36 protein-coding genes and 1 tRNA gene are annotated in these 21,822 nt (G+C 35.6%); 6 read left to right on the top strand and 31 right to left on the bottom strand.

Annotated features, from left to right (window positions below):
• Nucleotides 1-68: 68 nt before the first annotated feature.
• The 12 genes from FDO66_RS12675 to FDO66_RS12630 all read right to left on the bottom strand — a co-directional run bounded on the left by FDO66_RS12675 (nucleotide 69) and on the right by FDO66_RS12630 (nucleotide 4,727).
• Nucleotides 69-485: a class I SAM-dependent methyltransferase gene (locus FDO66_RS12675; protein ID WP_141433030.1), complete on the bottom strand. Its 417-nt coding sequence runs from the start codon at nucleotides 483-485 to the stop codon at nucleotides 69-71.
• Nucleotides 486-561: 76 nt separating this feature from the next.
• Nucleotides 562-855: a MazG nucleotide pyrophosphohydrolase domain-containing protein gene (locus FDO66_RS12670; protein ID WP_141433016.1), complete on the bottom strand. Its 294-nt coding sequence runs from the start codon at nucleotides 853-855 to the stop codon at nucleotides 562-564.
• Between the two features lie 128 nt (nucleotides 856-983).
• On the bottom strand, nucleotides 984-1,148 hold the full coding sequence (locus FDO66_RS20900) for a hypothetical protein (protein ID WP_181444562.1): 165 nt from the start codon (nucleotides 1,146-1,148) through the stop codon (nucleotides 984-986).
• A gap of 244 nt (nucleotides 1,149-1,392) precedes the next feature.
• Nucleotides 1,393-1,650 (bottom strand): IDEAL domain-containing protein, encoded by a 258-nt coding sequence (locus FDO66_RS12665; RefSeq protein WP_141433015.1) that lies wholly within the window; start codon nucleotides 1,648-1,650, stop codon nucleotides 1,393-1,395.
• Nucleotides 1,651-1,654: 4 nt separating this feature from the next.
• Entirely contained in the window at nucleotides 1,655-1,903 is a 249-nt protein-coding gene (locus FDO66_RS12660; protein WP_141433014.1) for a helix-turn-helix domain containing protein, read from the bottom strand.
• On the bottom strand, nucleotides 1,893-2,081 hold the full coding sequence (locus FDO66_RS12655; protein WP_141433013.1) for a Fur-regulated basic protein FbpA: 189 nt from the start codon (nucleotides 2,079-2,081) through the stop codon (nucleotides 1,893-1,895). Before FDO66_RS12655 ends, FDO66_RS12660 begins: the two co-directional genes overlap by 11 nt.
• Before the next feature lie 13 nt (nucleotides 2,082-2,094).
• Nucleotides 2,095-2,637, bottom strand: coding sequence for a site-specific integrase (locus tag FDO66_RS12650; RefSeq protein WP_141433012.1), 543 nt, complete (start codon nucleotides 2,635-2,637; stop codon nucleotides 2,095-2,097).
• Nucleotides 2,637-2,840, bottom strand: a complete 204-nt coding sequence (locus tag FDO66_RS12645) for an XtrA/YqaO family protein (protein ID WP_141433011.1) — start codon at nucleotides 2,838-2,840, stop codon at nucleotides 2,637-2,639. Before FDO66_RS12645 ends, FDO66_RS12650 begins: the two co-directional genes overlap by 1 nt.
• A 77-nt stretch (nucleotides 2,841-2,917) precedes the next feature.
• On the bottom strand, nucleotides 2,918-3,988 hold the full coding sequence (locus tag FDO66_RS12640; RefSeq protein WP_181444561.1) for a DnaD domain-containing protein: 1,071 nt from the start codon (nucleotides 3,986-3,988) through the stop codon (nucleotides 2,918-2,920).
• Nucleotides 3,942-4,178: a hypothetical protein gene (locus FDO66_RS20895; protein WP_181444560.1), complete on the bottom strand. Its 237-nt coding sequence runs from the start codon at nucleotides 4,176-4,178 to the stop codon at nucleotides 3,942-3,944. The genes FDO66_RS12640 and FDO66_RS20895 overlap by 47 nt, the downstream gene beginning before the upstream one ends.
• Nucleotides 4,165-4,353, bottom strand: coding sequence for a hypothetical protein (locus FDO66_RS12635; RefSeq protein ID WP_141433009.1), 189 nt, complete (start codon nucleotides 4,351-4,353; stop codon nucleotides 4,165-4,167). The genes FDO66_RS20895 and FDO66_RS12635 overlap by 14 nt, the downstream gene beginning before the upstream one ends.
• Before the next feature lie 11 nt (nucleotides 4,354-4,364).
• Nucleotides 4,365-4,727 (bottom strand): zinc-finger domain-containing protein, encoded by a 363-nt coding sequence (locus tag FDO66_RS12630; protein WP_141433008.1) that lies wholly within the window; start codon nucleotides 4,725-4,727, stop codon nucleotides 4,365-4,367.
• A gap of 91 nt (nucleotides 4,728-4,818) precedes the next feature.
• Here FDO66_RS12630 and FDO66_RS12625 point away from each other — a divergent pair, with 91 nt between their 5' ends.
• On the top strand, nucleotides 4,819-5,118 hold the full coding sequence (locus FDO66_RS12625) for a hypothetical protein (RefSeq protein ID WP_141433007.1): 300 nt from the start codon (nucleotides 4,819-4,821) through the stop codon (nucleotides 5,116-5,118).
• On the opposite strand, the gene FDO66_RS12620 is transcribed toward FDO66_RS12625, so the two are convergent.
• From FDO66_RS12620 to FDO66_RS12590, 7 genes are all read right to left on the bottom strand, one after another.
• Nucleotides 5,115-5,378, bottom strand: a complete 264-nt coding sequence (locus FDO66_RS12620) for a hypothetical protein (protein WP_141433006.1) — start codon at nucleotides 5,376-5,378, stop codon at nucleotides 5,115-5,117. The two genes, FDO66_RS12625 and FDO66_RS12620, sit on opposite strands and share 4 nt — an antisense overlap.
• Complete coding sequence (locus FDO66_RS12615; RefSeq protein WP_141433005.1) at nucleotides 5,371-5,778, bottom strand: hypothetical protein; 408 nt, start codon at nucleotides 5,776-5,778, stop codon at nucleotides 5,371-5,373. The genes FDO66_RS12620 and FDO66_RS12615 overlap by 8 nt, the downstream gene beginning before the upstream one ends.
• Before the next feature lie 158 nt (nucleotides 5,779-5,936).
• Nucleotides 5,937-6,299, bottom strand: coding sequence for a hypothetical protein (locus FDO66_RS12610; RefSeq protein WP_141433004.1), 363 nt, complete (start codon nucleotides 6,297-6,299; stop codon nucleotides 5,937-5,939).
• Entirely contained in the window at nucleotides 6,296-6,634 is a 339-nt protein-coding gene (locus FDO66_RS12605) for a hypothetical protein (protein WP_181444559.1), read from the bottom strand. Before FDO66_RS12605 ends, FDO66_RS12610 begins: the two co-directional genes overlap by 4 nt.
• A 14-nt stretch (nucleotides 6,635-6,648) precedes the next feature.
• Entirely contained in the window at nucleotides 6,649-7,161 is a 513-nt protein-coding gene (locus FDO66_RS12600; RefSeq protein ID WP_141433002.1) for a helix-turn-helix domain-containing protein, read from the bottom strand.
• 104 nt (nucleotides 7,162-7,265) lie between these two features.
• Nucleotides 7,266-7,535 carry a group-specific protein gene (locus FDO66_RS12595; protein ID WP_141433001.1) on the bottom strand — a complete coding sequence of 90 codons (270 nt, stop codon included), beginning with the start codon at nucleotides 7,533-7,535 and terminating at the stop codon, nucleotides 7,266-7,268.
• Between the two features lie 12 nt (nucleotides 7,536-7,547).
• Entirely contained in the window at nucleotides 7,548-7,787 is a 240-nt protein-coding gene (locus FDO66_RS12590; protein ID WP_141433000.1) for a helix-turn-helix domain-containing protein, read from the bottom strand.
• A gap of 154 nt (nucleotides 7,788-7,941) precedes the next feature.
• On the opposite strand from FDO66_RS12590, the gene FDO66_RS12585 reads away from it, so the two are divergent.
• Nucleotides 7,942-8,280: a helix-turn-helix domain-containing protein gene (locus tag FDO66_RS12585; RefSeq protein ID WP_141432999.1), complete on the top strand. Its 339-nt coding sequence runs from the start codon at nucleotides 7,942-7,944 to the stop codon at nucleotides 8,278-8,280.
• A 21-nt stretch (nucleotides 8,281-8,301) separates the two neighbouring features.
• Here the strand turns inward: FDO66_RS12585 and FDO66_RS20890 are convergent, their stop codons facing one another.
• Nucleotides 8,302-8,445 carry a hypothetical protein gene (locus FDO66_RS20890; RefSeq protein ID WP_181444558.1) on the bottom strand — a complete coding sequence of 48 codons (144 nt, stop codon included), beginning with the start codon at nucleotides 8,443-8,445 and terminating at the stop codon, nucleotides 8,302-8,304.
• Nucleotides 8,446-8,560: 115 nt separating this feature from the next.
• Between FDO66_RS20890 and FDO66_RS21505 the strand changes: the two genes are divergently transcribed.
• From FDO66_RS21505 to FDO66_RS12570, 3 genes are all read left to right on the top strand, one after another.
• Complete coding sequence (locus tag FDO66_RS21505) at nucleotides 8,561-8,776, top strand: helix-turn-helix transcriptional regulator (protein ID WP_141432998.1); 216 nt, start codon at nucleotides 8,561-8,563, stop codon at nucleotides 8,774-8,776.
• Nucleotides 8,777-9,332: 556 nt separating this feature from the next.
• Entirely contained in the window at nucleotides 9,333-9,686 is a 354-nt protein-coding gene (locus tag FDO66_RS12575) for a DUF898 family protein (RefSeq protein ID WP_141432997.1), read from the top strand.
• Nucleotides 9,687-9,749: 63 nt separating this feature from the next.
• Nucleotides 9,750-10,910 carry a site-specific integrase gene (locus tag FDO66_RS12570; RefSeq protein WP_141432996.1) on the top strand — a complete coding sequence of 387 codons (1,161 nt, stop codon included), beginning with the start codon at nucleotides 9,750-9,752 and terminating at the stop codon, nucleotides 10,908-10,910.
• Nucleotides 10,911-10,990: 80 nt separating this feature from the next.
• On the opposite strand, the gene FDO66_RS12565 is transcribed toward FDO66_RS12570, so the two are convergent.
• A tRNA-Arg gene (locus FDO66_RS12565) sits at nucleotides 10,991-11,062 on the bottom strand.
• A 546-nt stretch (nucleotides 11,063-11,608) separates the two neighbouring features.
• Between FDO66_RS12565 and clpP the strand changes: the two genes are divergently transcribed.
• Nucleotides 11,609-12,211 carry an ATP-dependent Clp endopeptidase proteolytic subunit ClpP gene (gene clpP, locus FDO66_RS12560; RefSeq protein ID WP_141432995.1) on the top strand — a complete coding sequence of 201 codons (603 nt, stop codon included), beginning with the start codon at nucleotides 11,609-11,611 and terminating at the stop codon, nucleotides 12,209-12,211.
• Nucleotides 12,212-12,638: 427 nt separating this feature from the next.
• Here clpP and FDO66_RS12555 read toward each other — a convergent pair whose 3' ends face one another.
• The 10 genes from FDO66_RS12555 to hisA all read right to left on the bottom strand — a co-directional run bounded on the left by FDO66_RS12555 (nucleotide 12,639) and on the right by hisA (nucleotide 21,817).
• Nucleotides 12,639-12,893 (bottom strand): HPr family phosphocarrier protein, encoded by a 255-nt coding sequence (locus tag FDO66_RS12555; protein ID WP_141432994.1) that lies wholly within the window; start codon nucleotides 12,891-12,893, stop codon nucleotides 12,639-12,641.
• An 83-nt stretch (nucleotides 12,894-12,976) separates the two neighbouring features.
• On the bottom strand, nucleotides 12,977-13,921 hold the full coding sequence (gene whiA / locus FDO66_RS12550) for a DNA-binding protein WhiA (protein WP_141432993.1): 945 nt from the start codon (nucleotides 13,919-13,921) through the stop codon (nucleotides 12,977-12,979).
• A gap of 34 nt (nucleotides 13,922-13,955) precedes the next feature.
• Nucleotides 13,956-14,939, bottom strand: a complete 984-nt coding sequence (locus FDO66_RS12545) for a gluconeogenesis factor YvcK family protein (protein ID WP_141432992.1) — start codon at nucleotides 14,937-14,939, stop codon at nucleotides 13,956-13,958.
• Nucleotides 14,936-15,829 carry an RNase adapter RapZ gene (rapZ, locus tag FDO66_RS12540; protein WP_141432991.1) on the bottom strand — a complete coding sequence of 298 codons (894 nt, stop codon included), beginning with the start codon at nucleotides 15,827-15,829 and terminating at the stop codon, nucleotides 14,936-14,938. The genes FDO66_RS12545 and rapZ overlap by 4 nt, the downstream gene beginning before the upstream one ends.
• A 23-nt stretch (nucleotides 15,830-15,852) precedes the next feature.
• Nucleotides 15,853-16,311: an NUDIX hydrolase gene (locus FDO66_RS12535; protein ID WP_141432990.1), complete on the bottom strand. Its 459-nt coding sequence runs from the start codon at nucleotides 16,309-16,311 to the stop codon at nucleotides 15,853-15,855.
• Nucleotides 16,312-16,906: 595 nt separating this feature from the next.
• Complete coding sequence (gene trxB, locus FDO66_RS12530; protein WP_141432989.1) at nucleotides 16,907-17,857, bottom strand: thioredoxin-disulfide reductase; 951 nt, start codon at nucleotides 17,855-17,857, stop codon at nucleotides 16,907-16,909.
• Between the two features lie 199 nt (nucleotides 17,858-18,056).
• On the bottom strand, nucleotides 18,057-19,559 hold the full coding sequence (locus tag FDO66_RS12525; protein ID WP_141432988.1) for a tetratricopeptide repeat protein: 1,503 nt from the start codon (nucleotides 19,557-19,559) through the stop codon (nucleotides 18,057-18,059).
• A 121-nt stretch (nucleotides 19,560-19,680) separates the two neighbouring features.
• The gene (gene hisIE / locus FDO66_RS12520; protein WP_141432987.1) at nucleotides 19,681-20,331 is read right to left on the bottom strand and encodes a bifunctional phosphoribosyl-AMP cyclohydrolase/phosphoribosyl-ATP diphosphatase HisIE; all 651 of its coding nucleotides are present in this window, start codon (nucleotides 20,329-20,331) and stop codon (nucleotides 19,681-19,683) included.
• Nucleotides 20,328-21,086 (bottom strand): imidazole glycerol phosphate synthase subunit HisF, encoded by a 759-nt coding sequence (hisF, locus tag FDO66_RS12515; RefSeq protein ID WP_141432986.1) that lies wholly within the window; start codon nucleotides 21,084-21,086, stop codon nucleotides 20,328-20,330. Before hisF ends, hisIE begins: the two co-directional genes overlap by 4 nt.
• On the bottom strand, nucleotides 21,086-21,817 hold the full coding sequence (gene hisA, locus FDO66_RS12510) for a 1-(5-phosphoribosyl)-5-[(5-phosphoribosylamino)methylideneamino]imidazole-4-carboxamide isomerase (protein ID WP_141432985.1): 732 nt from the start codon (nucleotides 21,815-21,817) through the stop codon (nucleotides 21,086-21,088). Before hisA ends, hisF begins: the two co-directional genes overlap by 1 nt.
• Nucleotides 21,818-21,822: the final 5 nt, after the last annotated feature.

Below are 21,822 nucleotides of genomic sequence, written 5' to 3'. Positions count from 1 at the left end.
ACGGGGAGCGCCGATGCCTCCGAACAATTCTAGTATCTTAATCACGGGCTCACCCCTTTCTATGAAACTTATTTCATAAACACCAGCCAATGTGTTTTACTTCTACGATTACCAAATAACGGTCTAGCTTTGATTGCTTTAAGAACCTCACTCAACTTCACCTGGTCCTCATTCCACTTAAAAATAAGTGTTCCATTAGATTTAAGTACTCGCATGCACTCGTTAAAACCAGCAGCAATATCATTCTTCCAATCTTGGCCAAGCTTTCCGTATTTCTTGGCCAACCATGAATCTTCCCCTGCCTTTATCAAATGAGGTGGATCAAATACCACTAGGTAAAAGGAGTTATCTTCAAAAGGCATATTTCTGAAATCTGCAATGATATCTGGATTAACCTCTAATGTACGTCCATCGCATAACGTATCTTTCAATTGTCGATTATCCATGTACACCACATCTTCATGCTGCTTGTCGAACCAAAACATTCGACTTCCACAGCATGCATCTAAAATACGTTGCAAGGATTTTCCTCCTTTCTATGAAACTTAATACAAATTCTATTTAATATGCTTTTCCTCCGTGCTTATAGCTTCGTCCTTTATTCTTCTCCATTTTAGATAAAATGGCATTCTCTAAATCTATTTCTCTTGCACCACAAAGGTCGAAAATACGTATGCAAACATCTGCTAATTCCTCGGCAAAGTTTTCACTATCACCTTTTCTGTCAGCTTCTAATGCTTCTGATACTTCGCTGTGGATCAAAGCAAGTAAAGTACCCGTTTCTCTTGGCTCATCATGCCAACCTTTTGATTTTGCAGTTTCATATGCTTTCTTACACAATTGATTTATGTTCATTTTAATCACTCCTAAATTTGCTTACTTGTTCAACTTCCCATCTCTAAATCCTTTTCTATAAGATTCAAAATTTACCAATGACATAACCACGATCCCAATGAAACCACCGAAGATAAAAGTTAATAAGCTCATTTACCCACCCTCTCATTAATCGCTTCAATGATCCTAACCTTTAACACGGGCCCTACACCTTTGACATCTAACGAATTGATTAAATCTGCAAAATCTTTTAAACTCCTGTCGCGCTGTTCTTTTGCCCCAGCCTTATATCCTTTATTCCAATCAACGTTCATCATGTAAATCACCTTAATTTAGGTATTTCGGAACCTCCGAGTGTTTTGCAATCCATTCCGAATCTGCTGGAACACTTTCTAAATTTACTGCACCGAGTCATACAAATGTGAAGCTTGTCTTCTTTTATCATCCAAAATGGGCGATCATCAGCGATTAGGACATTTTGTATTTCTAATCCACTCCAAAGTAATCTAGTAAAATTCTAGTGTTTAATTGCCTTAGATCTACCTGTCTCACCTGCACTTATTCAGTCAATTTTTTGAACCAATCATAATCTTTTGTATCCAAAGCTAAATCTATTAAGTCATTAGATGGAAAAGTGAAATCATGCAACTTAATAAAGTTTTTTTGTTCAGACGGCTGGCCTGTAAATCTAATAGGTTTTCCTACTAGAGTTGAAGTAAATTCGACTGTCACTTTTCCTGTTAACATCGATACTCCAATCACAAAACCACTATTTCCACTAGACCGATTTTGTACCCAATCGTTAACTTTCAGCATCTAATCACCTCGCATCGATTTTCCCCTTACTCAATCGATCCAACATCAATAAATGAACTTCTAGTAACGTTCTTTGAAAGTACTTTGCAATCTCTTTGAGTTTTTTCCCGTTCCTCCACATCAAATCAAACTCTTTAGTCTCTTCAACGTCCCAAATGAAATTGGTTTGTTCTAGTGCGATGTAAATTTTCCTGCGATCAGAATGCATTAGATTTCCTTCAATATGTCCTATTGCCATTTGTTCAGTATTCATTGGTAACAGCTGCCTTTTTCCTAATCTCGTTTTGATAGATTCTCTTTAACTCAGTTAGAGACAGTTCGTATAATTGCCTTTTATCTGGTGTTTTATAATAACCAAGAAAAAGCAATTTTTCTTTCAAATCATCCTTTTCGTGCTCATCTGAAGTACTTTTTGATGCTGTAAGATTCATCTTTTCACCTCGATTACAATGTAAATCCATCAATTGCGCTATCCATTATGTCCTGGTTGATTCCGATATATCGCATAGTCACTGAAGGAGATGAGTGATTAAATATCTCCTGCAGCAACGCAACATCTTTTGTTTTTTGATAAAAGTGGTATCCAAACGTTTTTCTCAACGTATGGGTGCCTATTTCGCTTAATCCAACCTCTTTGGCAGCTTCGTTAAGTATTTTCCAAGCTTGTACCCTTTTGATTGGAGAAGTACCTCGAAGAGACTTAAAAAGGTACTCGTTTTCCTGCATACTTTCGGTATAAGCTAAAATTAAAAATCTAAGGTTTTCGTTGATTTTGAATCTCTTATTTTTTTGAGTCTTTTTCTCTTTGATGATGATATGAGATTTGTCTCTAACGTCCTTTACTTGTAGTCGGAGCAAATCACTTATTCTCAGTCCAGTATTAATCCCTAGTGCGAACAGAAAAGCATTTCGTCGATGCTTTTTCTGTAATTCTGATTTCATAGCAGCGATCAGACATTTATCACGGATAGGCTGGACGGTATTCATCAGAGTAAAAAGTTCTCCTCGATGGTCTTAAACTTTGCACCTTTACCTTTTACAGTTTCAATGACAGATAGCCCATGTTCTGGTGCAACACATTTGGTAACTTTGCCTTGTAACCCATCTAGAACAAGGATGACTACTTTGTCAGATTCTATATTTTGAGCGATTGACTCTTCATGATTGACTACTTGGTTTACCTTTTTCAAAATTAACACCCCATATGTTATAATCTAGGTGTAAATAATTCTTTTTTTGCTGGGATTCTTGTCCCAGCATTTTTTGTCTAATTTTCACGGTATTTTTTTAATAGATCATCCAATTCACTCTGCTTCTTTTGCCATTCTTCTTCTGACATCTGATTTTCTACAGGGTTAGAAGAAGGTGTGTCGTTCTCTTTAAACCACTCAGGAAGCATTTCAGTTCTAGTAGCTTTTGACTTATAACCTTTAGCAGGGCGATCTCGTTGTTTAGCTCGATCTTTTTTAAAGGCCATTAACAAAGCATCAGCTTGCTGCACTGTTTTAATATTCTTAGATGCCCAATTTCTTAAAATTGTGTCAACATAGCTCCATTGAGTTTTTCCGTATTCAGTAGCAATCTCCATTGCTTTTATTACTAACTCGTCAGAAAGGTCCTCGCACCACATCGAAATTTTCTCTGACATATAACTGCCAATTAATCCAAATCCATTTTGTTCGAAAAAATCAAAAGGAGTTATTTTACGCACATGCGCTTCTTCTTCTTCTACTTCTTTTTTAATTTCTGAAGTAATCTCTGAAGTAATCTCTGGTATTGCTCTTTCATCGTGAAAGTTCGAATCGTCATTTTGAAAGTCTGAATTTTCATTTTGAAAACTCGTACTTTCATTTTGAAAGTTCGTATTTTCATTTTGAAAGTTCGATTCGTCATTTTGAAAATTTTCTACAGATAATGTAAATCTATAGCCTTCTAAGAAATAGCCAAGGTTAAATAAATCTTGTTGGATCTTTCTTAAATTCAATCGATACTGAAGAGTTTTATCCCATTTGTATTTTGGATTTCGTCTAGTATCTAACCAACCACAAGAGACTAGTTTGTCTAAATATCTTCGCATGGTTGCTTCTGAATTTGTGATCATACATTCGTCGGCTAATTCATCAGCTTTTTTATAAATCCATCCGTTTTGATATTCTAAATTACTTGAGTCTAAATTTTCAGATTCAAGCCTTTCTTTTTCTTCCTTGATAAAACCATCAAAGTCTGAAATGCGTTCTGACCAATAGATCATTTGGTTTAACACAATAGCTAATTTGAAATCCCCGGTAAGTTCAACTAGTTCTTCTCTTATGACGACTTTTTTTGTTTTTGTTGTCACTAGTTTCCCTCCCTTCTTGGATTTGCTCGCATATTGCATAACAACCTTGAATAGAAATTAATCGAAAGATTCCATATGGTTTTAAATAGTTTCGAACTAATTGCATAAAATGTTCTTCCGATACATTTTTTTGTTTGTCTAAGACTTCTGGTGATATTAGAACTTTGGTAGGTACTTCATTCATGTTCATTGAAAAATTCTCCTATGAATACATATACTCGTTTATCAATATGGTTTGGCAAATTTGCTTTTATATCATTTGCCTCTTCTTTACACATAGAGACGTTTTTAGCATCGATAAGGGCCGTATAAACCGTATTAAAATCTCCATTTTCTTTCACCGCAAAATCAACTTCAAACAACAAATTCAACACCCCTAAGAGCTTATTGCTGCTTGTTTCTCTTTTAATTGCCCAATCTTATTTCGTACACTTTTAGGAGAGCGATTAAGCCTCATCGATAAATGAGCAACTGGAAATCGATTAGCATGGTTTAACAAATATAACTCTTCATCATCGTCCCAATCGCCCGTTTTAATTTCGTCAATTGAATTTGATAATTTTGCATTTGATTCCAATTTTTTAGATAGAGACTGTAATTGTTTTGCAACTGGACATTCATTAAGGCAGAAATTAAATTTCTCATCACCTGTTTTTTTCTGATATTTGCAACTATTACACTCTTGATCCATTAGATTATTAATCTCCAAACGGATTTTTCGCTTTTCTTGCCTATTCAAATTCGCGTCCTCCTTTCATTACCTGCTAATAGCATTCTATTAATACCTTATTTGGTATAATGTTCCTATCTTCAATATAGGAGGTGAGACTATGGTTATAATCAATATGCTTGACGGTGAGAAAATTGAAATTCATTCTGATACAATCTTAGTAGGTATCAACAATGTGCCTAGAACAGATAGGCTAAATGAAAGAATCTTCTACCTTCAGCAAATGTATATAGGAAACAAACAAGGTGATTTTGAAAATGAAGGATCTGCCTTATCAACGACTGATGAAAGACTAGGAATTGGCGGATTCCTGCTTTCTCATGACATGTTTTCAGTTGGTGATGGTGAAGACAAAACCTTGTACCTTACTTCGGCTGTAAAGTCTATTTCAATTGGTTAAAACCCGTAACGGTGTGCTAGTTTATCTGCTAGTACACTGTTTTCTTTTTTTATTTCTAACAAAAGAGTTCTCACTCTTTCTTTAAACTTTTCAAGAGTTTCCATTTCGCTTTTTGGCACTTTGATAACTACACTTTTATTTTCTAGATATTCAACCTCATAGCGACTGAAAGTATTTTTCACTTGACTTTCGATATTTGAAGGAATATCACCAGTAAAAGTTACATATGAGAAATAAACTTCGAGTTCCTTATTATCCATTTCCAAACCCCCTTCCCTCAAGAAATATTTCTAGTCGTGAATCGCCCTGTAATATAGGGTTATTTTTTAACGGAATCTCCTCAATCAGATTTTTAACTCTGTTGATAATTTCTTTAATATCCTGATAATCAAGTTCGTGATTATACTTTTCTTTTAAAGTTTCAATGATCTTTGTAGATGTAGAAAATCTGAATAAGTCACCAATTGATGTCGACTTATTCAAAATATCATTTAAGATTATTGATGATAGTTCTGTAATTAGCTTTCTATTATCAACTTTTAGAAACATATCAGCATGTGGATCTGTTATGAGAACCAAACCATTTTCCATTCTTAATTGATTAAGAGTCTTTCTTCCATGAATTAAATCAAACAAATCTTCATTTGTTGCATTATCCATTTTCAATCATCTCCTTCCCTCAAGAAATTGGCGCGCACCGGAATAGCTAGGAATATTGACAGACTCCTAACTATTACGGCAAGCCCAATTCACTTGCCGTATCACAACGATTGTGATAGTCTAAAATTAATTCTAACGCCTCTCAAAGGCACTCAATCTTAAGCAGTAAGTGTGGCAGCACTTGCTGTTTTTTTATTTGTTTTAGTCTTGTCCACTCTTGGTCCATTTTGATATTGGAAATAAATTCGAATACGCTCCATTTCCATTCCCTGCATACGATAAATTTCTCCTTCGCAATACTTACCAATTTCACAAAAGTATTTTCCGTATTTAGATAGTGATTGAGTGATGTAGACCATTTCCATGCCATCAAGTTCAATCCGTTTATCCATCTTATTGACTTTACCGAAAGCGATGTCGAATAATTGTTTCCCACTTCCAGATAGCCCTTTGCGATAAAATCTCATGGCTGTTTTAATCATTTCACGATGAACGGGAGTTAAATAGATTGCTTGTTTCATAATGTAATCTCCTCGACGTTTAATTTACGCCCATAAAACCGAATCGCAATAGCTTCAAATGCTAATTTTTTGTTGTTATCATCTAAATAATCCATGTCACTTAGGTTCACTTTGTTATTCTCGTTAAAAAGATGAAGGGCAAGGTTTAACATGAATTTTTCAGACTGTGACCACGGAGATGCGTTTCGTTTTAATGCTTGAATTTTTACGATTCCTGATTCGATTTCAAAATATTTAGTGGTAAAAACTGATTTTAATTTCCAATTGTTTTGGAATAGATAAATCAACGATCCCCAATAACGATCTTTTAATAAATGTGCTGGAATTTTAGCCATAATCGATACTCCTTTTATTTATTGAACTTTCGAATTTTCAAAGAACCACGCCATATTTGGAAAATTTCACGCATAGAAAACTTATATTCTTTACAAATACAAGCAACTAAATTAATCATTGATGCGGCAGCATCTAATACTTCAAGCAACGCTTTTTTCATTTCTTCACGTTCGCTTTCTGATCTAGCTAGCGCTGGCTTTGACCACCGTATGGCAGATAAGTGACGTAAAGCTTCTTCCGTTTCTTCTGACACCAGATAATGCATACTGGAAGGATGCTGATCAATATACTCTCCATTAAAAAACGGAATGCTCACATAACCAGTAGTGTTTTCCCAAGATTCAAAATAGAACTGTGGATCATCAACACTTTGGCTAATTTTTGGATAAACATCTTTTGGCATCTTCCTAGTCCCCGTTTCATATTTAGCGACAGATTCACGACTGTAATTGATCTCTATAGATACATCTTCTTGTGTCATTCCTTGGCGTTTTCGAGCTTGAGATAACAACTCGCCATATGACATTTTTCATCCTCCCTCCGATTAGTACCAATTGCTAAATTTCTTTGTGACTATTAAACTATTAAAATTTTTTAAATAAAGGTGAAAAAATTTAGAACTATTCTTTATTAATAAGTAGGTTGTTCTATTAACCATTGAATCAAGAACTCTTCGGCCTGCTTCGCTGGAAACAACCATTTTCGACCAACCCTGAATTTTGGGAAGCGTGGATCGAAAAAGAATTGTTCTTTGACGAAAGGTTCGCTCATACATGTTTGGCGGCATAATTCGTGCATATCCCAAAACACGGTGCGATTTTGTATTTCATCAAGATGTTTTTTCAACTCTTCTTGAAATTGTTTTTCGATACTACGATGATCAACTTGAATATCAATCAATTAGATCGCCTCCTAAGCTAAATTCTTATTGATAAATTTCTTATCACTATTATCAAAAAAAAGATCAGGAAACAATTCTTTCATACTAACGCTAAAATATTTTTCGTATTTAATCATTGTTTCTCTGCCTGGATTAACAGCGCATTTTTCTAGTTTTCTAACATAAATTGTTGATATACCAATCTTTTCGGCTAATTCTTGTTGAGTTAAATTTTTATTTTTTCTAAGTTGTCTCAAATATTTACGTTCCATCTTGCCACCACCTTTTTGATAAATTATTTATCTTTAATTAGATAATACATGATAAATTTTTTATCGTCAACAACTTTATGAAAAATATTTTATCATTGATACAAATATTATCGCTTATTGTCTATAATGGAGGTGAAATGGGGTGATAATTCCTATGGAAGAAGACAAATCTCTTGGACTACGGTTAAAATCACTTAGGGGTAAAAAAACTCAAGAAGAAGTATCTAAAGTAATTGGAATTTCTAGAGCTAGATACTCTCATTATGAAAATGACAGAGTGGAACCAGATAATGATATTTTAAATAAAATGGCAGATTATTATGGCGTTACAACGGACTATTTACTAGGAAGAACAAATGAACAAAATCAAACTATAAAGGAGGAATCATCAATAATAAGTGAGTATAGAAAAAAAGCAATAGAAGAAATTCATAAAATGTCTGAAGAAGATGTTAATTATTTTTATGATTTAATTAAGCGAATAAAAAAATAATGGTTCCTATGCTAATTTTGATTATGTTTTATTAATTACTATTCTCAAGTATTGAACAAATTTATTTGAAGAAAATCTAGGAGAAATTAAATCTAATAATTCTTTTATTTCTTGGTCTTTTGCATTTTCAATAAAGTGAATTAAATATTCAATTTGTTGTTGCATTTAGCATCGCCTACCTAAATTATGTATAGATTTTTAATGTGTGATTTTATTATATACGAATATACGTTCGGTTAACAAGACGAACAAAGCAAATAAATTATATAGGTGTAAATTTATGGCTGACCTCCAAATGGGGAGGAGCCGTTTGTCTTATCTCTTGCGTCGAATTAATATGTCACAATCAGAATTCGCTAGACGATTGGGCGTCAGTGATTCTTACGTTAGCAGAATAATAAGTGGCGAAAAAAAGCTTTCTTATTATCGAGCAAAACTTTCGGCTGACATATTGAGATGTTCGATGGAAGACTTATACGAATGGGAGTATAAGTAAGGACAAACGTGAGAGCAATTCATTGCTCCTCCCGAGGTCACTTTTGTCCTATAGGACAAAGAATAAATTTATAAAAAAGCCGTTCTATATTCACGAACGATTTAATTTATTAAATAAATTTTACCATGTATTTTCTTTGAAAAGAATACATCTACCTAAATTCGTTGCACACTTTCGACAATAAGTGACACTTTTTGACTATAAATGTTACAGAATTGTTCCATAATAATCTATTTTCACTATTTTTACGATATGAGTTTTCTTGCATTTAAAGAATGCATAAAAAATGTAGTGGTCTCTTTCCTCTATTATTTTAATGATTTTTTCAAATTTACATCGAGATCTAACTTTATGTTGGAAATAATAAATTGCTATTTCTTGTATTTGTTCAAGTTTGAGCATCAATTAAATTATATTTTTTTAATTGGCTGATTTCCTTGCACAAATAAAGCCAATATTTATATAAATTTTCCTTGTTAGAGAAAATCTACATAATCAATTAGTCATTTTGACTAATTTTTAATATAGATAAATCATTTTAAAAGGAGATGTTAAAATGGCAGAAACAAATGTAGTCGTAAACGTGAACCAAGACAATGATAAAGGAGGCCGATCTTATTTTGATGGAGGACTGTTCCAGTACATATGCTTGTCTATTTTAGGTTTGTTGGTAACTATATGTACTCTCGGCATTTGCTATCCTTGGTCTATTAATATTATTTATAAATGGAAAGTAGAGCATTCGGTTATTAACGGAAGAAGATTAAAGTTTAATGGTTCAGCAATTGGCCTGTTTGGTTTATGGATTAAATGGTGGTTCCTTTGCTTGATTACACTAGGAATCTATAGTTTCTGGCTGTTTATATCTTTAGAAAAATGGAAAGCAAAACATACTACATTTGCAAATTAAGAGCCCTATTAGGGCTTTTCTTTGAATTATATAACAGAACGTACATTCTAAAGGAGGAGTATTATGGCTTCATTTCGACAAAGGGGAAAGGGAAAAACATGGGAATATCGAATTTCTTATATAGACAGAAAGACTGGGGAAAAAAAAGAAGCAACTGATAGTGGATTTAAATCCAAACCAGAAGCGCGAATTGCTGCTGCTGAAATGGAACGAAAGATTAAAAATGGATTTGATCCAAAAGCATCTGGACAAACATTGGCTGAATATTTAACATGGTGGTTTGAAACATATAAACAGGGAACCGTAGAATTTGGTACCGAAAAGAACATCAAATTACACATGCATATGATTACTGAACGAATTGGTTATATGAATTTAAAAGAAATCGCAAGGCCTAGTTATCAAAAATTTATAAATGAGTTGTCAAAAGACTACGCTAAGAGTACCATTCAACGAATGAACTCCACGATAAGTGAGGCTTTTACTGAAGCAATGGATTTAGATCTTATGCATAAAAACCCTGCATCTAGAGTGAATTATCCTAAGGTGACGAAAACACCTCAAAAAAAGAAAAAATTCTTAGAATTAGATGACTATCTAGAATTAATTAAACATGCAAAAAACGACTGGTTAAAGGAATATGCACATTATCTATATATTACCCATACCCTGGTCGCTACAGGAGCCCGTATTGGTGAAATTTGTGCTTTAATGATTGAAGAGGACCTTGACATGGATAAAAAGACACTTAAAATCGACAAAACGTTAATCAACAAGCAAGGGGAATACTCCATTAAACCGACTACAAAAACAGGATCATCTGGCGAAAGAACCATTGCTCTTGATGACTTCACGATTGAGCGTTTGAAAGAATGGATCAAAATACGTTCTGAAATTGTCATGAAATTAAAAAAACGACCAACATTTCTGTTTATAAATCAAGTCGGTGATTTAGTGAAAATGTCCAACTATGGAAGCGCTCTTGAAACCTTGTGCCGAAGGAATGGTATAATGCATACCACGCCACATATGTTTAGACATACTCACGAAACAATCTTGTGGGAATCAAATATATCAGACATAAATTATATCGGAGCTCGACTTGGAGATACAGATAAATCGATCTTATTAAATACTTATGGACATATGTCTAAGCGATCGGAACAGCTCAATAATGAAAAAGTAAATAGTTTTATGAGTGCTTGGTTAGAGCAAAAAAATTAAGAGTTTTTTGGAGTAGTCGGACAAAAGTCGGACAAAAAAATAAAAACCCTTCAAAAAACCCTTATATATCAGTACTTTAGCGCCCTCGGAGGGAATCGAACCCCCATTTTAAGAACCGGAATCTTACGTGCTATCCGTTGCACCACGAGGGCAAATGAGAAAAGCGCAAGTGCCTTGTTCAGCCCTGAAGAAAAATGTTCATTTGGCTCAAAAAGTGTTTTTTACTTTTAGAGACAAAGGGTTATTTTTCACAAGGGTTAGGCGCTGGCCGATTAAAGACGCCACGTCCTGTGGCAACATCGGCACTAGTACATCCTGTAACGTCGGAGCTAGACACAAAGAAAAGCGTAAAGCCTCAAATTTAAGCGTTACAAATATATATTATATGGCATATTAATATTCATGGCAAGTTTTCTTTTTTGATTAAAAATTATCCTTTTGGATATCATGAAAACGGAGTTATACTTAAGTATAAAGGAAAAAGATACTAACTGATATGAGTCACCTTTCCATTTTAACATCCTATTCATTTATCTAATTGGATAGGCAAATGGTGTCGAACGATTCATTGCTCGTTTTCAGAGTAATTCGTTTGACCTTAATTGACCATCAGTGTATCATAGCAGTACATACATTAATAAAGTTCAACCCAAATACTTAATTTGTATGTTGACGCTTAATCCAAAGGAGGAATAAAAATGAATTTAATCCCTACAGTTATTGAACAAACAAACAGGGGAGAACGGGCTTATGATATTTATTCCCGTCTTTTAAAGGATCGTATCATCATGCTTGGAAGTGCCATTGATGATAATGTAGCGAATTCTATTGTCTCTCAATTACTTTTCTTAGATGCCGAAAATCCAGAAAAAGACGTCTCTATTTATATTAATAGTCCTGGAGGAAGCATCACAGCTGGTATGGCGATTTATGACACAATGCAATTTATTAAACCTGATGTACAAACGATTTGTATGGGAATGGCAGCATCCATGGGTGCTTTCCTTCTTGCCGCGGGTGCAAAAGGCAAACGTTATTGCTTACCTAATAGTGAAGTAATGATTCACCAGCCATTAGGAGGAGCACAAGGACAAGCTACAGAAATTGAAATTGCAGCAAAACGAATTTTATTCTTGCGTGACAAACTAAATGGAATTTTATCAGAACGTACTGGACAACCAATTGATATCATTTCAAGAGACACTGAGCGCGATAACTTCATGACTGCTGAAAAAGCGAAAGAATATGGTTTAGTAGACCACATTATTACACGTAAAATCGAAGAGAAAAAAGAAGCTTAAATAAGAAAAGCGCAAGCGCCTTGATCAGGCCGGAAGAAAAATGTTCTAATGACTCAAAAAGTGTTTTTTACTCTTAGAGCCATTAGGTTATTTTTCACAAGGGCTAGGCGCTGGCTGATTAAAGACGCCACGTTCTGTGGCAACATCGGCACTAGTACATCCTGTACGTCGGAGCTAGACAAAAAGAAAAGCGTGAGACTCCTTGTTAAATGAATCAAGGAGTCTCACGCTTTTCTTAAGTTTAGAAAGTGTAAATTTTTGGAATGTAGACAGGTATCTAGCTCCAACGCCCTATCGACTAGAAGTGCTTCCCTCACCTCGTCTACGATAAGTCAACATCGAATCGCTGTCGCTCTTCGTGTTTCCTATATCTCACTCGATTCAGTCCAGCAATTTACGTTGATGAGCAAGGGCGCTTGCGCTTTTCTTATTCTTCTTGGATATATTTAATCAGTTCTTCAATTGCTTCACTTTCGTCATGTCCCTCTGCGATAAGAGTAATCTCTGAGCCAGGATTAACAGCAAGGCTCATTAAGCCCATAATGCTCTTTGCATTGACTTTTTTGCCGCCTTTTTCAAGAAATACATCGGATGAAAAACGGTTTGCCTCTTGTACAAACAGAGCAGCAGGTCGAGCTTGTAATCCCGTTCTCAGTTTCACAACAACTTGTTTTTCCACCATTATTTCCTTCCCCCTATCAAAATTTAAACATGATTATCTTAAAAAGCGCGATGTTCTGTCACAACCCCCCGCTGATTGAAGATTCACTTTATCGGTTCTCCCATCCGCAATTTTTCTGCTATTTCGTCTAATTTTCTTAACCGATGGTTGATCCCCGATTTACTAATATTGCCGTTAGAAAGCATTTCTCCAAGCTCTTTTAATGTCACATCTTGATAGGCAATTCTCAGCTCAGCTATTTCTCTTAATTTTGATGGCAAGCTATCTAGCCCTACCGTTTCATCAATAAAACGAATATTTTCAACTTGACGCAAGGCAGCACCGATGGTTTTATTTAAGTTGGCTGTTTCACAATTAACAAGGCGATTGACAGAATTTCGCATATCACGAACAATTCGAATATCTTCAAAATGCAATAATGCTTGATGAGCCCCAATAATATTTAAAAACTCTGTAATTTTCTCCGCTTCCTTTAAATACGTAATAAAGCCTTTTTTTCTTTCAAGTGACTTGCTATTTAGATCGAATGTATTCATTAATTGACATAAAGCATCGTTATGTTCTTTATAAAGGGAAAAAATTTCAAGATGATAAGAAGAAGTTTCTGGGTTATTTACTGATCCTCCAGCAAGAAACGCACCTCTTAAATAAGAGCGCTTACAACACTTTTTCTTTATCAGCTCGTTCGAAATATCGTTAGCAAACTCAAACCCTTCACCTAATATTTTCAAATCAGTCAATATGCTTTTGGCTTGTTCAGATAATCTTACAATATAAACATTATTCTTTTTCAACCTCATTTTTTTTCTAACGAGAAGTTCAACTTGGACAACGTAATTTTTTTTAATTAACGTGTAAATTCGTCTTGCTATGGCAGCATTTTCTGTTTGAATATCAACAATAAGCTTACGATTTGAAAAAGATAATGATCCATTCATTCGTATAAGAGCTGACAGCTCTGCTTTCCCACAACAATCCTTAATTTCGATATTCGTTAATTCTTTTTTCGTTTCCGAAGCGAAAGACATCTCCTTCACCTCCTAAGGAACCCTAGCATTTAGACTAGGCATTATAGCGTTTTTTGGCTTCTGCTACAAGCAAGGAATATAAAATATTTGCAACCTCACGAGTATTATGTCGAATAACGCCATCCTCTAAGCATACGATTTCACCTTGAATGACTTCTAAACCTAATTTATATAGATTTTGGATATCCATGTGAACAGGTTTTGCTAATTCCTCGCTATAGCGCTCCTGAATATATTCAGGAATATTTTCACGATTGACCAGAATGGTATCAATAAAACCATCCTTCATATGATGATACAGAGCCTTTACGTGATCACTTGCTTTAAAGTCCAGTGTTTCCCCTGCTTGAGTCATTAAATTACAGATGTAAACTTTCTTTGCTCTTGATCTCGTTACTTCTTCACCAATCATAGGAACTAAAAGATTGGGTAGAATACTAGTATATAAGCTGCCCGGACCAAGAATGATCAAGTCGGCCTGACGAATCGCATTGATTGACTCCGGCAAAGGCTTAATGTTTTCAGGAGTTAAGAAAACTTTATTTATTTTCTTCCCAGAGTATGGAATTTTTGATTCACCTGATACAATCGTTCCATCTTCCATTTCGGCATGTAGGACAACACTTTGATTAGCTGAAGGCAATACTTTTCCTCGAACATTTAATACCTTACTCATTTCTTGTATGGCATATACAAAATTTCCTGTTATCGAAGTCATCGCTGCAAGAATTAAATTTCCAAGAGAGTGACCTGACAGTTCGTTCGAATTCGTGAAACGATGTTGGAACATCTGCTCAACTAAAGGCTCCACATCCGACAAGGCTGCCAACACATTACGAATATCACCTGGCGGGGGAATATCAAAATTATCTCTTAATCTTCCTGAGCTCCCACCGTCATCGGCAACAGTTACAATCGCTGTAATATCTGCAGGATGTTGCTTTAATCCTCGCAAAAGAACCGGCATGCCTGTTCCTCCACCGATGATGACAATTCTAGGCTGTCTTTTGTTGCTCATGTTATATTATCCTTTCCCTTCTCAATATCACGGTGAGTAATACGAGTATAATAGTCCTCTTCATAATGCTTGCCAATATATTCGGCTAATGTAACAGAACGATGCTGGCCTCCAGTACATCCTATCGCAATCACAAGCTGTGCCTTTCCTTCTCTCTTATAATGAGGCAGCATGAAAGAGAGAAGATCTGTTACTTTTTCAATAAATTTTTGTGTCTCTGCCCATTTTAATACATAGCTTGATACATCATGGTCTAAACCTGTTTTTGGCCTCATATGCTCAATATAGTGAGGATTAGGTAAAAATCGAACATCAAATACAAGATCAGCATCAATAGGAATGCCATTCTTAAATCCAAAAGACATCACGTTTACCGTAAAAATGGTTTTTTTGTTTACTGAAAATTCGGTAAGAATCTTTTCTCTAAGCTCTCTTGGCTTCATTTGTGATGTATTATAGATAATTTGTGCTCTCCCTTTTAGCTCCTCTAGCATGTCTCTTTCAAGCTTGATTCCTTCAAGTGGAAGACCTGAAGGAGCTAGTGGATGCGACCGTCTTGATTCTTTATATCTTCTTACTAAAGACGCATCATCTGCATCCAAAAAAACAACCTGAGGCGTAATCCATGTTGTCTCGCCAAGATCATCTAAAGATTTAAAAAGATGCTCAAAAAATTCTCTTCCCCTTAAATCCATAACGAGGGCTACTTTGTTCATCTTATTCTCAGAGTCTTTAATCAGTTCAAGAAATTTTGGAAGAAGAGTGGGGGGCAAGTTGTCTACACAGAAAAAGCCTAAATCTTCAAAGCTCTGAATGGCAACTGTTTTCCCCGCACCTGACATTCCTGTAATTATGACCATTTGAGTATCATTGACCGAACCGGTACTCATCTTTTTTCCCCCTATGATTTACGTTAACTTGGATCAAGTCGATAGCTAAGTAATTCAAAATCCGTTGAATAAGTAAAGGTTCCATAAATAAGACCTTTCCCATGGATCATATAGTCTAGAATATGATAATCCCCTTCAGCCATAGGTAAATTTCTTATATCATCAAATAAATGCCATGATATTTTTCCTTCTTCAGATTCATCTAAATGAACTCCATCCGCTTCATCAGCGAAAAAGGTAAACATCATCCATTCGGAAACGATTTTATCGTCTTCCTTCATAATAAAAGTAAAAATCCCCTTTATATTCGGATTTTTTAAATAAATGCCTGTTTCTTCTCGAAATTCTCTTATACATGAATCTTTGACTGATTCTCCCGGCTCCATTTTCCCTCCAGGTGCAACCCACCAGCCTCTTCTTGGCTTTTGTAAAAGCAATACTTGATTGTCTTTTATATATACACAGTTCGTAACACGTTGCAATTCATTCACCCCAATTTGATGTCCCTTATTGCTATATCATAAGCGAGCTGAATTGATCACAGCTAAACGCTTGCTTTACAAGCATATTTTTTTAAAATGTTTTTTCTTTAGAAACAGAAATTTAATACATAATAATATTCTTTTTATTATACTATTATTTGCTATTTTATCACAATGAATTATCATTTCATGTTTGGTTTATGTAATTTCAATTTTAAAAATAAAAGCGCAAGCGCCTTGATCAGCCCTGAAGAAAAATGTTCTCATGACTCAAAAAGTGTTTTTACTTTTAGAGGCATGAGGTTATTTTTCACAAGGACTAGGGGCTGGTCGATTAAGGACACCACGTCCTGTGGCAACATCGGCACTCGTACATCCTGTACATCGAAGCTGGACGTTGATACATAGCTTTCAAAGTTATCAACAACCAACTATTTTATAATTTCATAAACAATAAAAAAAAGACACAGGAGGCTCTCCTGTGCTGATAAAAAATATATATCAAAAAGGGGGTAATTTCTTAATTTTTATCATACCCCAAATATATTTCACTACTGTTACAGTAGAATTAAAAGCAATTAACGTTTTAATAAATTTAAGCTTTAATTTTTAACGATTCTTTTAATTCTTCAATATAATGCTGTGCACTTTGAGCAGCAATACTTCCGTCACCCGTAGCTGTTACAATTTGGCGCAATGTTTTTTCGCGTATATCGCCGGCAGCAAAGATTCCTGGTACTTTTGTTTCCATTTGATCATTGGTTTCAATATATCCATTTTCGTTGGTAATGCCTAGGTTTTCAAATGGCTTTGAAAGTGGAAGCATTCCAATATAAATAAAAACGCCGTCTGTTTTGAATTCCTGTTCTTCCCCATTTTCAGTTGAAACAAGTGTGACACTGCCTACTTTTCCATCACTGTTATTGATTTGTTTTATTGTATGATTCCAAATAAAACTAATTTTTTCGTTATCAAACGCTCTTTGTTGAAGAATTTTTTGAGCTCTTAGCTCATCTCTTCGGTGAACAATGGTGACCTTAGATGCAAATCGCGTTAAGTACACCCCTTCTTCAACCGCTGAGTCCCCGCCTCCAATAACAACTAGTTCTTTATTTTTGAAAAATGCGCCATCACAAACCGCACAGTAGGATACGCCGCGACCGCCAAGCTCTTTTTCACCTGGAACACCAATTTTTTTATACTCAGCCCCTGCTGATATAATCACGGCACGAGCTTTATACTGCTTTGAACCAGCTAAAATCGTTTTAAATTCGTTTCCGTCAATAATCTCTTTAATATCGCCGTATGCATATTCTGCACCAAATTTTTTCGCATGCTCAAACATTTTAGTTGATAAATCCGGACCTAGTATCGAATCAAAGCCTGGATAGTTTTCAACATCCTCTGTATTGGCCATTTGGCCACCCGGAATTCCGCGCTCGATCATTAATGTGGATAAATTAGCACGAGATGTATATACTGCAGCTGTCATTCCAGCCGGACCAGCACCGACAATAATGACATCGTAAATTTTCTCTTCTGTCATTTCCTACACTCCTTTATTTTTAGCTCATCATAACTTGTTAGGATTAAGTGAACTTGTTTCAGCATGCTAAAACATCGAAGAAATCAGATGGATAAAGACATCCTAAAGAGATGGGTCCTTATCCCTTCTTGCACTAACCTTATTATGACCTTTCTATTCATATCCTATAAAACAAAGGCGTTGTAGTCCAAAAATTTGCTCACTGAAGATAATTTTTAACTAGCTTTACATATTTTCGGAGTGTTGAAGATGATAAGCCATATTGCGATGCAATTTTTTGCTGTGACATTTTTTCATTTCTTAGCATTCTCCAGACATATTCAGTTGCAGCTGCCCATGCATGCTGATTTTGAACTTTTTCTCCGATTTTCAGCATTTCGACACAAACAGAGAACCACATTAAATAAAGACCTGCTTCAATCGTGCCAATTGGATGATGCTGCTGATAAAGTAGAGCTGCTGTTTGATGTGCATTTGAAACAAAGGAATCATCTAATTCACATTCTGATTTAACAAATGCAATATATTGATTTTCAATCGATGATAGCTTTGAATTATGAACGATTCCATCCGAAGATAAAATAACCTCTTTTTTGTTGGAGATGGAGGTTAAAAAAAGGGCAAATAGTCTTTCTTCCATATGTTCACTTGTCAACTTTTTCAAAATGGAAGTAAAGTGATTTTCAAACCCATTTCCTAGCTCTATTTCATTATTCCACGGCTCAAATCCATTCTTTTCTGGATTTATTTCAATCACTTTTTCCCATGCTGATTTCGCTAAGCTTTCCCTTTTTGTGTTATACGCTGCATATGAAAGCCAATAATAATAAGCTCCATCGCCTTGGAATCCTGATTTTCTTAGCTTATTTAGCCATAAAAAAGAAGATTCATATTCACCAATTAATGCAAAAGTTGCGCCAAGCTTTAATTGATGATCCACTAAAAGCGGCTTTATTTTCACTAAAGCTTCCTTCTGTGCACTCACCTCATCAAATTCTTTTTCATAAAAAGAAAAGACTAGTTTATTACATAGAGCATGAAGGTTTCCTTGGTTCTTCTCTAACACTTCATCTAATAAATTCTTTGCCTTTTGAATCTCACCAAGGTAGAAATAAGCAAGAGCGAGATTGTTATATGCAGACCAATAGGTTGGATACTCCTCAATGACATGAGTTAAGATTTCAACAGCCTTTAAAAAATTTCCTGATTCAAGCAGTTCTCGCGCTTCCTCCTGCTTCATAATCAGATCATCCTGTTCATATAAATCTTCCTCAAGTTCATCTGCTTCTAACGTAAGTACATCTAATAAATCCTCTGTGTCATCGGCAAAATCTCCGTCTTGATCCAATTCAAGGTATTTATTCGCATGAATATAAGCATCCTTAAAAAATCCAAGATGAGCATAATTATTAGCTAAAAAATAATGACATTCCACCATATCTTTATCCAATTGATCAATGATGAGATGCAATAATTGATTGGACTGAGTATACTCCCCTATTTCCGTATATAACACGGCAAGCTGGCATGCTATCATTGGTTCATTCGGCTCAAGCTGAATAGCACGCTCCAAATATTTTTTTGCTTTATTAAAATCTCTTCTATGATATGCCTTTAAACCTTTTGAAAAATAATATTCTCCAGTTGGATTAAATGCTAGTAGCTTTCCTTTTGATTGTATTGCTTTAGAGTCTTTGCTCATGAAATCCTCCATAAATTCTTAATTACCTAAGTAAACAGTATAACACATAGTTTAGCAGGCAGAGAAGAGGTCAAAATGTTGAAATTAAAACAAAAAACCGGCAAGCGCCGGTTTTTTGTTTTTAATGACTATCTGATTTTGTATGGCGTTCTTCAAGAACTTTGAGAATTTCTTTAAATGGAAGCTCTTGTTCCCTTAAAAGCACCAATAAATGATAAAGTAAGTCTGATGCTTCCCATTTTAATTCTTCATGGCTGCGATTTTTGGCTGCAATAATAACCTCAGCTGCTTCTTCGCCAACTTTTTTCAAGATCTTATCGACGCCTTTTTCAAATAGATAGGTCGTATAAGCACCTTCTGGACGCTCTATTTCTCGATCATGGATGACTTGTTCTAGCTTTAATAATATTTGATAATCAGATAATTGCGCAATAGGTGTTTCACCTTTTTCGAATCGATAAAAAGTTTCTGAAAAGCAGCTTACTGCTCCTGTATGACAAGCTGGGCCGGCTGGATTCACAAGTGCAACAATAGCATCCTGATCACAGTCATATTTCAATTCGGTAACCTTCTGGATATTCCCGCTTGTTCCACCCTTATGCCATAGCTCTTGTCTTGATCGGCTATAAAACCATGTTTCACCTGTTTCAATTGTTTTCTGCAATGAATCTCTGTTCATATAAGCCAATGTTAATACTTCTTTCGTATTGGCATCTTGTATAATCGCAGGGATAAGTCCTTTTTCATCAAATCTAATGCCGTCTATGTTCATCGGACGACCACCCCTTTTTCTTTTAAGTAAGATTTAACTTCAGACACTGAAGTTTCTTTGTAGTGAAAAATAGAAGCCGCCAAAGCAGCATCTGCCTTTCCTTCCTTAAATGCCTCTTCAAAATGCACAGAGTTACCAGCTCCTCCGGATGCAATAACTGGGACGGATACTGCTTCACTAACAGCTTTCGTTAAGGAAAGATCAAATCCATTCTTTTCTCCATCAGAGTCCATGCTTGTTAATAATATTTCCCCTGCACCAAGACGAACGGCTTCTTGTGCCCATTCAATCACTTCTTTATCTACAGGGTTTCTCCCCCCATGAGTATAAACCCTCCAGCTTCCCAGTTCAACATCAAATTTGGCATCAATTGCCACAACAATACACTGAGATCCGAAGAAATTAGCCCCTTCCTGAATAAGCGCGGGATTATTAACGGCAGCCGTATTTAAAGATACTTTATCCGCACCTGCTCGCAAAATTCTTTTCATATCTTCTAAAGAATTGATTCCACCGCCGACTGTAAAAGGAATGGCTAGTTGAGAAGCCACTGAACGGACGACATCCTCCATCGTCTTTCTACCTTCAACTGAAGCAGAAATATCAAGAAAAACCAATTCATCTGCACCTTGCTCGTCGTAAAATCGTGCTAGTTCAACCGGATCCCCAGCGTCTCGAAGCTGCACAAATTGAATTCCTTTAACAACACGGCCATCCTTCACATCTAAACAAGGGATAATGCGTTTCGTTAACATTAGATTTCCACCTCTTTCAAGGCTTCTTCCACTGTAAACCGGCCTTCATAGATGGCTTTACCGACAATCGCACCTGCAATTCCTTTATTAGAAAGCTCCTTTAACACGATTAAATCCTGAAGCTGGCTTACACCTCCAGAAGCAATGACCGCTTTTCCTGTTTCTTGAGCCATTAGAGCTACCGCTTCTACATTTGGTCCTGACAACATCCCATCCGTCGCAATATCGGTAAAAATGAATGTTTCTGCACCTGCATCTGCAAACCTTTTTCCTACCTCAACAGCCTTCACACTTGAGGTATTCAGCCAACCATGAGTGGCAACAAAACCATCCTTGGCATCAATTCCCACCGCAATTTGCTGACCATATTTTTTAATCATCTCGATCGCAAAATCAGGATTTGAAATGGCAATGCTACCAATGATCACTCTTTCAATCCCATTTTCCAAATAATGAACAATATCGGCTTCCGTTCGGATCCCTCCACCGATTTGGACTTTTGCTTTTAATTTATTCGCTGCTTGGATGACGAAAGAATCATTTACTCTTTTTCCATCCTTTGCCCCATCAAGATCAACCATATGGATCCATGATGCACCTGCTTGGTCAAAATTATTTGCCATATCAAAAGGAGAATCGCCATAAACGGTTTCTTTATCGTAATCACCTTGTATCAGTCTTACGCATTTTCCTCCTCTCATATCAATCGCGGGATAGAGTGTAAAGCTCATGAAAC

Source organism: Bacillus sp. 03113 (genome assembly GCF_006546985.1).
Classification (GTDB): Bacteria; Bacillota; Bacilli; order Bacillales; family Cytobacillaceae; genus VATK01.
Note: the sequence above shows the minus strand (reverse complement) of the source record. Positions and strands in the feature narration are given on the sequence as shown.

What these genes read in the sequence shown, in the direction of transcription:
- FDO66_RS12600 (WP_141433002.1), bottom strand. Translation starts at nt 7,161, where the DNA reads ATGTCATATGGCGAGTTGTTATCTCAAGCTCGAAAACGCCAAGGAATG.
- FDO66_RS12655 (WP_141433013.1), bottom strand. Translation starts at nt 2,081, where the DNA reads ATGAATCTTACAGCATCAAAAAGTACTTCAGATGAGCACGAAAAGGAT.
- rapZ (WP_141432991.1), bottom strand. Translation starts at nt 15,829, where the DNA reads ATGAGTACCGGTTCGGTCAATGATACTCAAATGGTCATAATTACAGGA.
- FDO66_RS12620 (WP_141433006.1), bottom strand. Translation starts at nt 5,378, where the DNA reads ATGGATAATAAGGAACTCGAAGTTTATTTCTCATATGTAACTTTTACT.
- FDO66_RS12670 (WP_141433016.1), bottom strand. Translation starts at nt 855, where the DNA reads ATGAACATAAATCAATTGTGTAAGAAAGCATATGAAACTGCAAAATCA.
- FDO66_RS12525 (WP_141432988.1), bottom strand. Translation starts at nt 19,559, where the DNA reads ATGAGCAAAGACTCTAAAGCAATACAATCAAAAGGAAAGCTACTAGCA.
- FDO66_RS21505 (WP_141432998.1), top strand. Translation starts at nt 8,561, where the DNA reads ATGGCTGACCTCCAAATGGGGAGGAGCCGTTTGTCTTATCTCTTGCGT.
- FDO66_RS12605 (WP_181444559.1), bottom strand. Translation starts at nt 6,634, where the DNA reads ATGGCTAAAATTCCAGCACATTTATTAAAAGATCGTTATTGGGGATCG.
- FDO66_RS20895 (WP_181444560.1), bottom strand. Translation starts at nt 4,178, where the DNA reads ATGAACATGAATGAAGTACCTACCAAAGTTCTAATATCACCAGAAGTC.
- FDO66_RS12660 (WP_141433014.1), bottom strand. Translation starts at nt 1,903, where the DNA reads ATGAATACTGAACAAATGGCAATAGGACATATTGAAGGAAATCTAATG.
- FDO66_RS12615 (WP_141433005.1), bottom strand. Translation starts at nt 5,778, where the DNA reads ATGGATAATGCAACAAATGAAGATTTGTTTGATTTAATTCATGGAAGA.
- FDO66_RS12590 (WP_141433000.1), bottom strand. Translation starts at nt 7,787, where the DNA reads ATGGAACGTAAATATTTGAGACAACTTAGAAAAAATAAAAATTTAACT.
- FDO66_RS12545 (WP_141432992.1), bottom strand. Translation starts at nt 14,939, where the DNA reads ATGAGCAACAAAAGACAGCCTAGAATTGTCATCATCGGTGGAGGAACA.
- FDO66_RS20890 (WP_181444558.1), bottom strand. Translation starts at nt 8,445, where the DNA reads ATGCAACAACAAATTGAATATTTAATTCACTTTATTGAAAATGCAAAA.
- FDO66_RS12570 (WP_141432996.1), top strand. Translation starts at nt 9,750, where the DNA reads ATGGCTTCATTTCGACAAAGGGGAAAGGGAAAAACATGGGAATATCGA.
- trxB (WP_141432989.1), bottom strand. Translation starts at nt 17,857, where the DNA reads ATGACAGAAGAGAAAATTTACGATGTCATTATTGTCGGTGCTGGTCCG.
- whiA (WP_141432993.1), bottom strand. Translation starts at nt 13,921, where the DNA reads ATGTCTTTCGCTTCGGAAACGAAAAAAGAATTAACGAATATCGAAATT.
- FDO66_RS12665 (WP_141433015.1), bottom strand. Translation starts at nt 1,650, where the DNA reads ATGCTGAAAGTTAACGATTGGGTACAAAATCGGTCTAGTGGAAATAGT.
- FDO66_RS12675 (WP_141433030.1), bottom strand. Translation starts at nt 485, where the DNA reads ATGTTTTGGTTCGACAAGCAGCATGAAGATGTGGTGTACATGGATAAT.
- FDO66_RS12650 (WP_141433012.1), bottom strand. Translation starts at nt 2,637, where the DNA reads ATGAATACCGTCCAGCCTATCCGTGATAAATGTCTGATCGCTGCTATG.
- FDO66_RS12575 (WP_141432997.1), top strand. Translation starts at nt 9,333, where the DNA reads ATGGCAGAAACAAATGTAGTCGTAAACGTGAACCAAGACAATGATAAA.
- hisA (WP_141432985.1), bottom strand. Translation starts at nt 21,817, where the DNA reads ATGAGCTTTACACTCTATCCCGCGATTGATATGAGAGGAGGAAAATGC.
- hisIE (WP_141432987.1), bottom strand. Translation starts at nt 20,331, where the DNA reads ATGAACATAGACGGCATTAGATTTGATGAAAAAGGACTTATCCCTGCG.
- FDO66_RS12610 (WP_141433004.1), bottom strand. Translation starts at nt 6,299, where the DNA reads ATGAAACAAGCAATCTATTTAACTCCCGTTCATCGTGAAATGATTAAA.
- FDO66_RS12625 (WP_141433007.1), top strand. Translation starts at nt 4,819, where the DNA reads ATGGTTATAATCAATATGCTTGACGGTGAGAAAATTGAAATTCATTCT.
- FDO66_RS12585 (WP_141432999.1), top strand. Translation starts at nt 7,942, where the DNA reads ATGGAAGAAGACAAATCTCTTGGACTACGGTTAAAATCACTTAGGGGT.
- hisF (WP_141432986.1), bottom strand. Translation starts at nt 21,086, where the DNA reads ATGTTAACGAAACGCATTATCCCTTGTTTAGATGTGAAGGATGGCCGT.
- FDO66_RS12555 (WP_141432994.1), bottom strand. Translation starts at nt 12,893, where the DNA reads ATGGTGGAAAAACAAGTTGTTGTGAAACTGAGAACGGGATTACAAGCT.
- FDO66_RS20900 (WP_181444562.1), bottom strand. Translation starts at nt 1,148, where the DNA reads ATGAACGTTGATTGGAATAAAGGATATAAGGCTGGGGCAAAAGAACAG.
- clpP (WP_141432995.1), top strand. Translation starts at nt 11,609, where the DNA reads ATGAATTTAATCCCTACAGTTATTGAACAAACAAACAGGGGAGAACGG.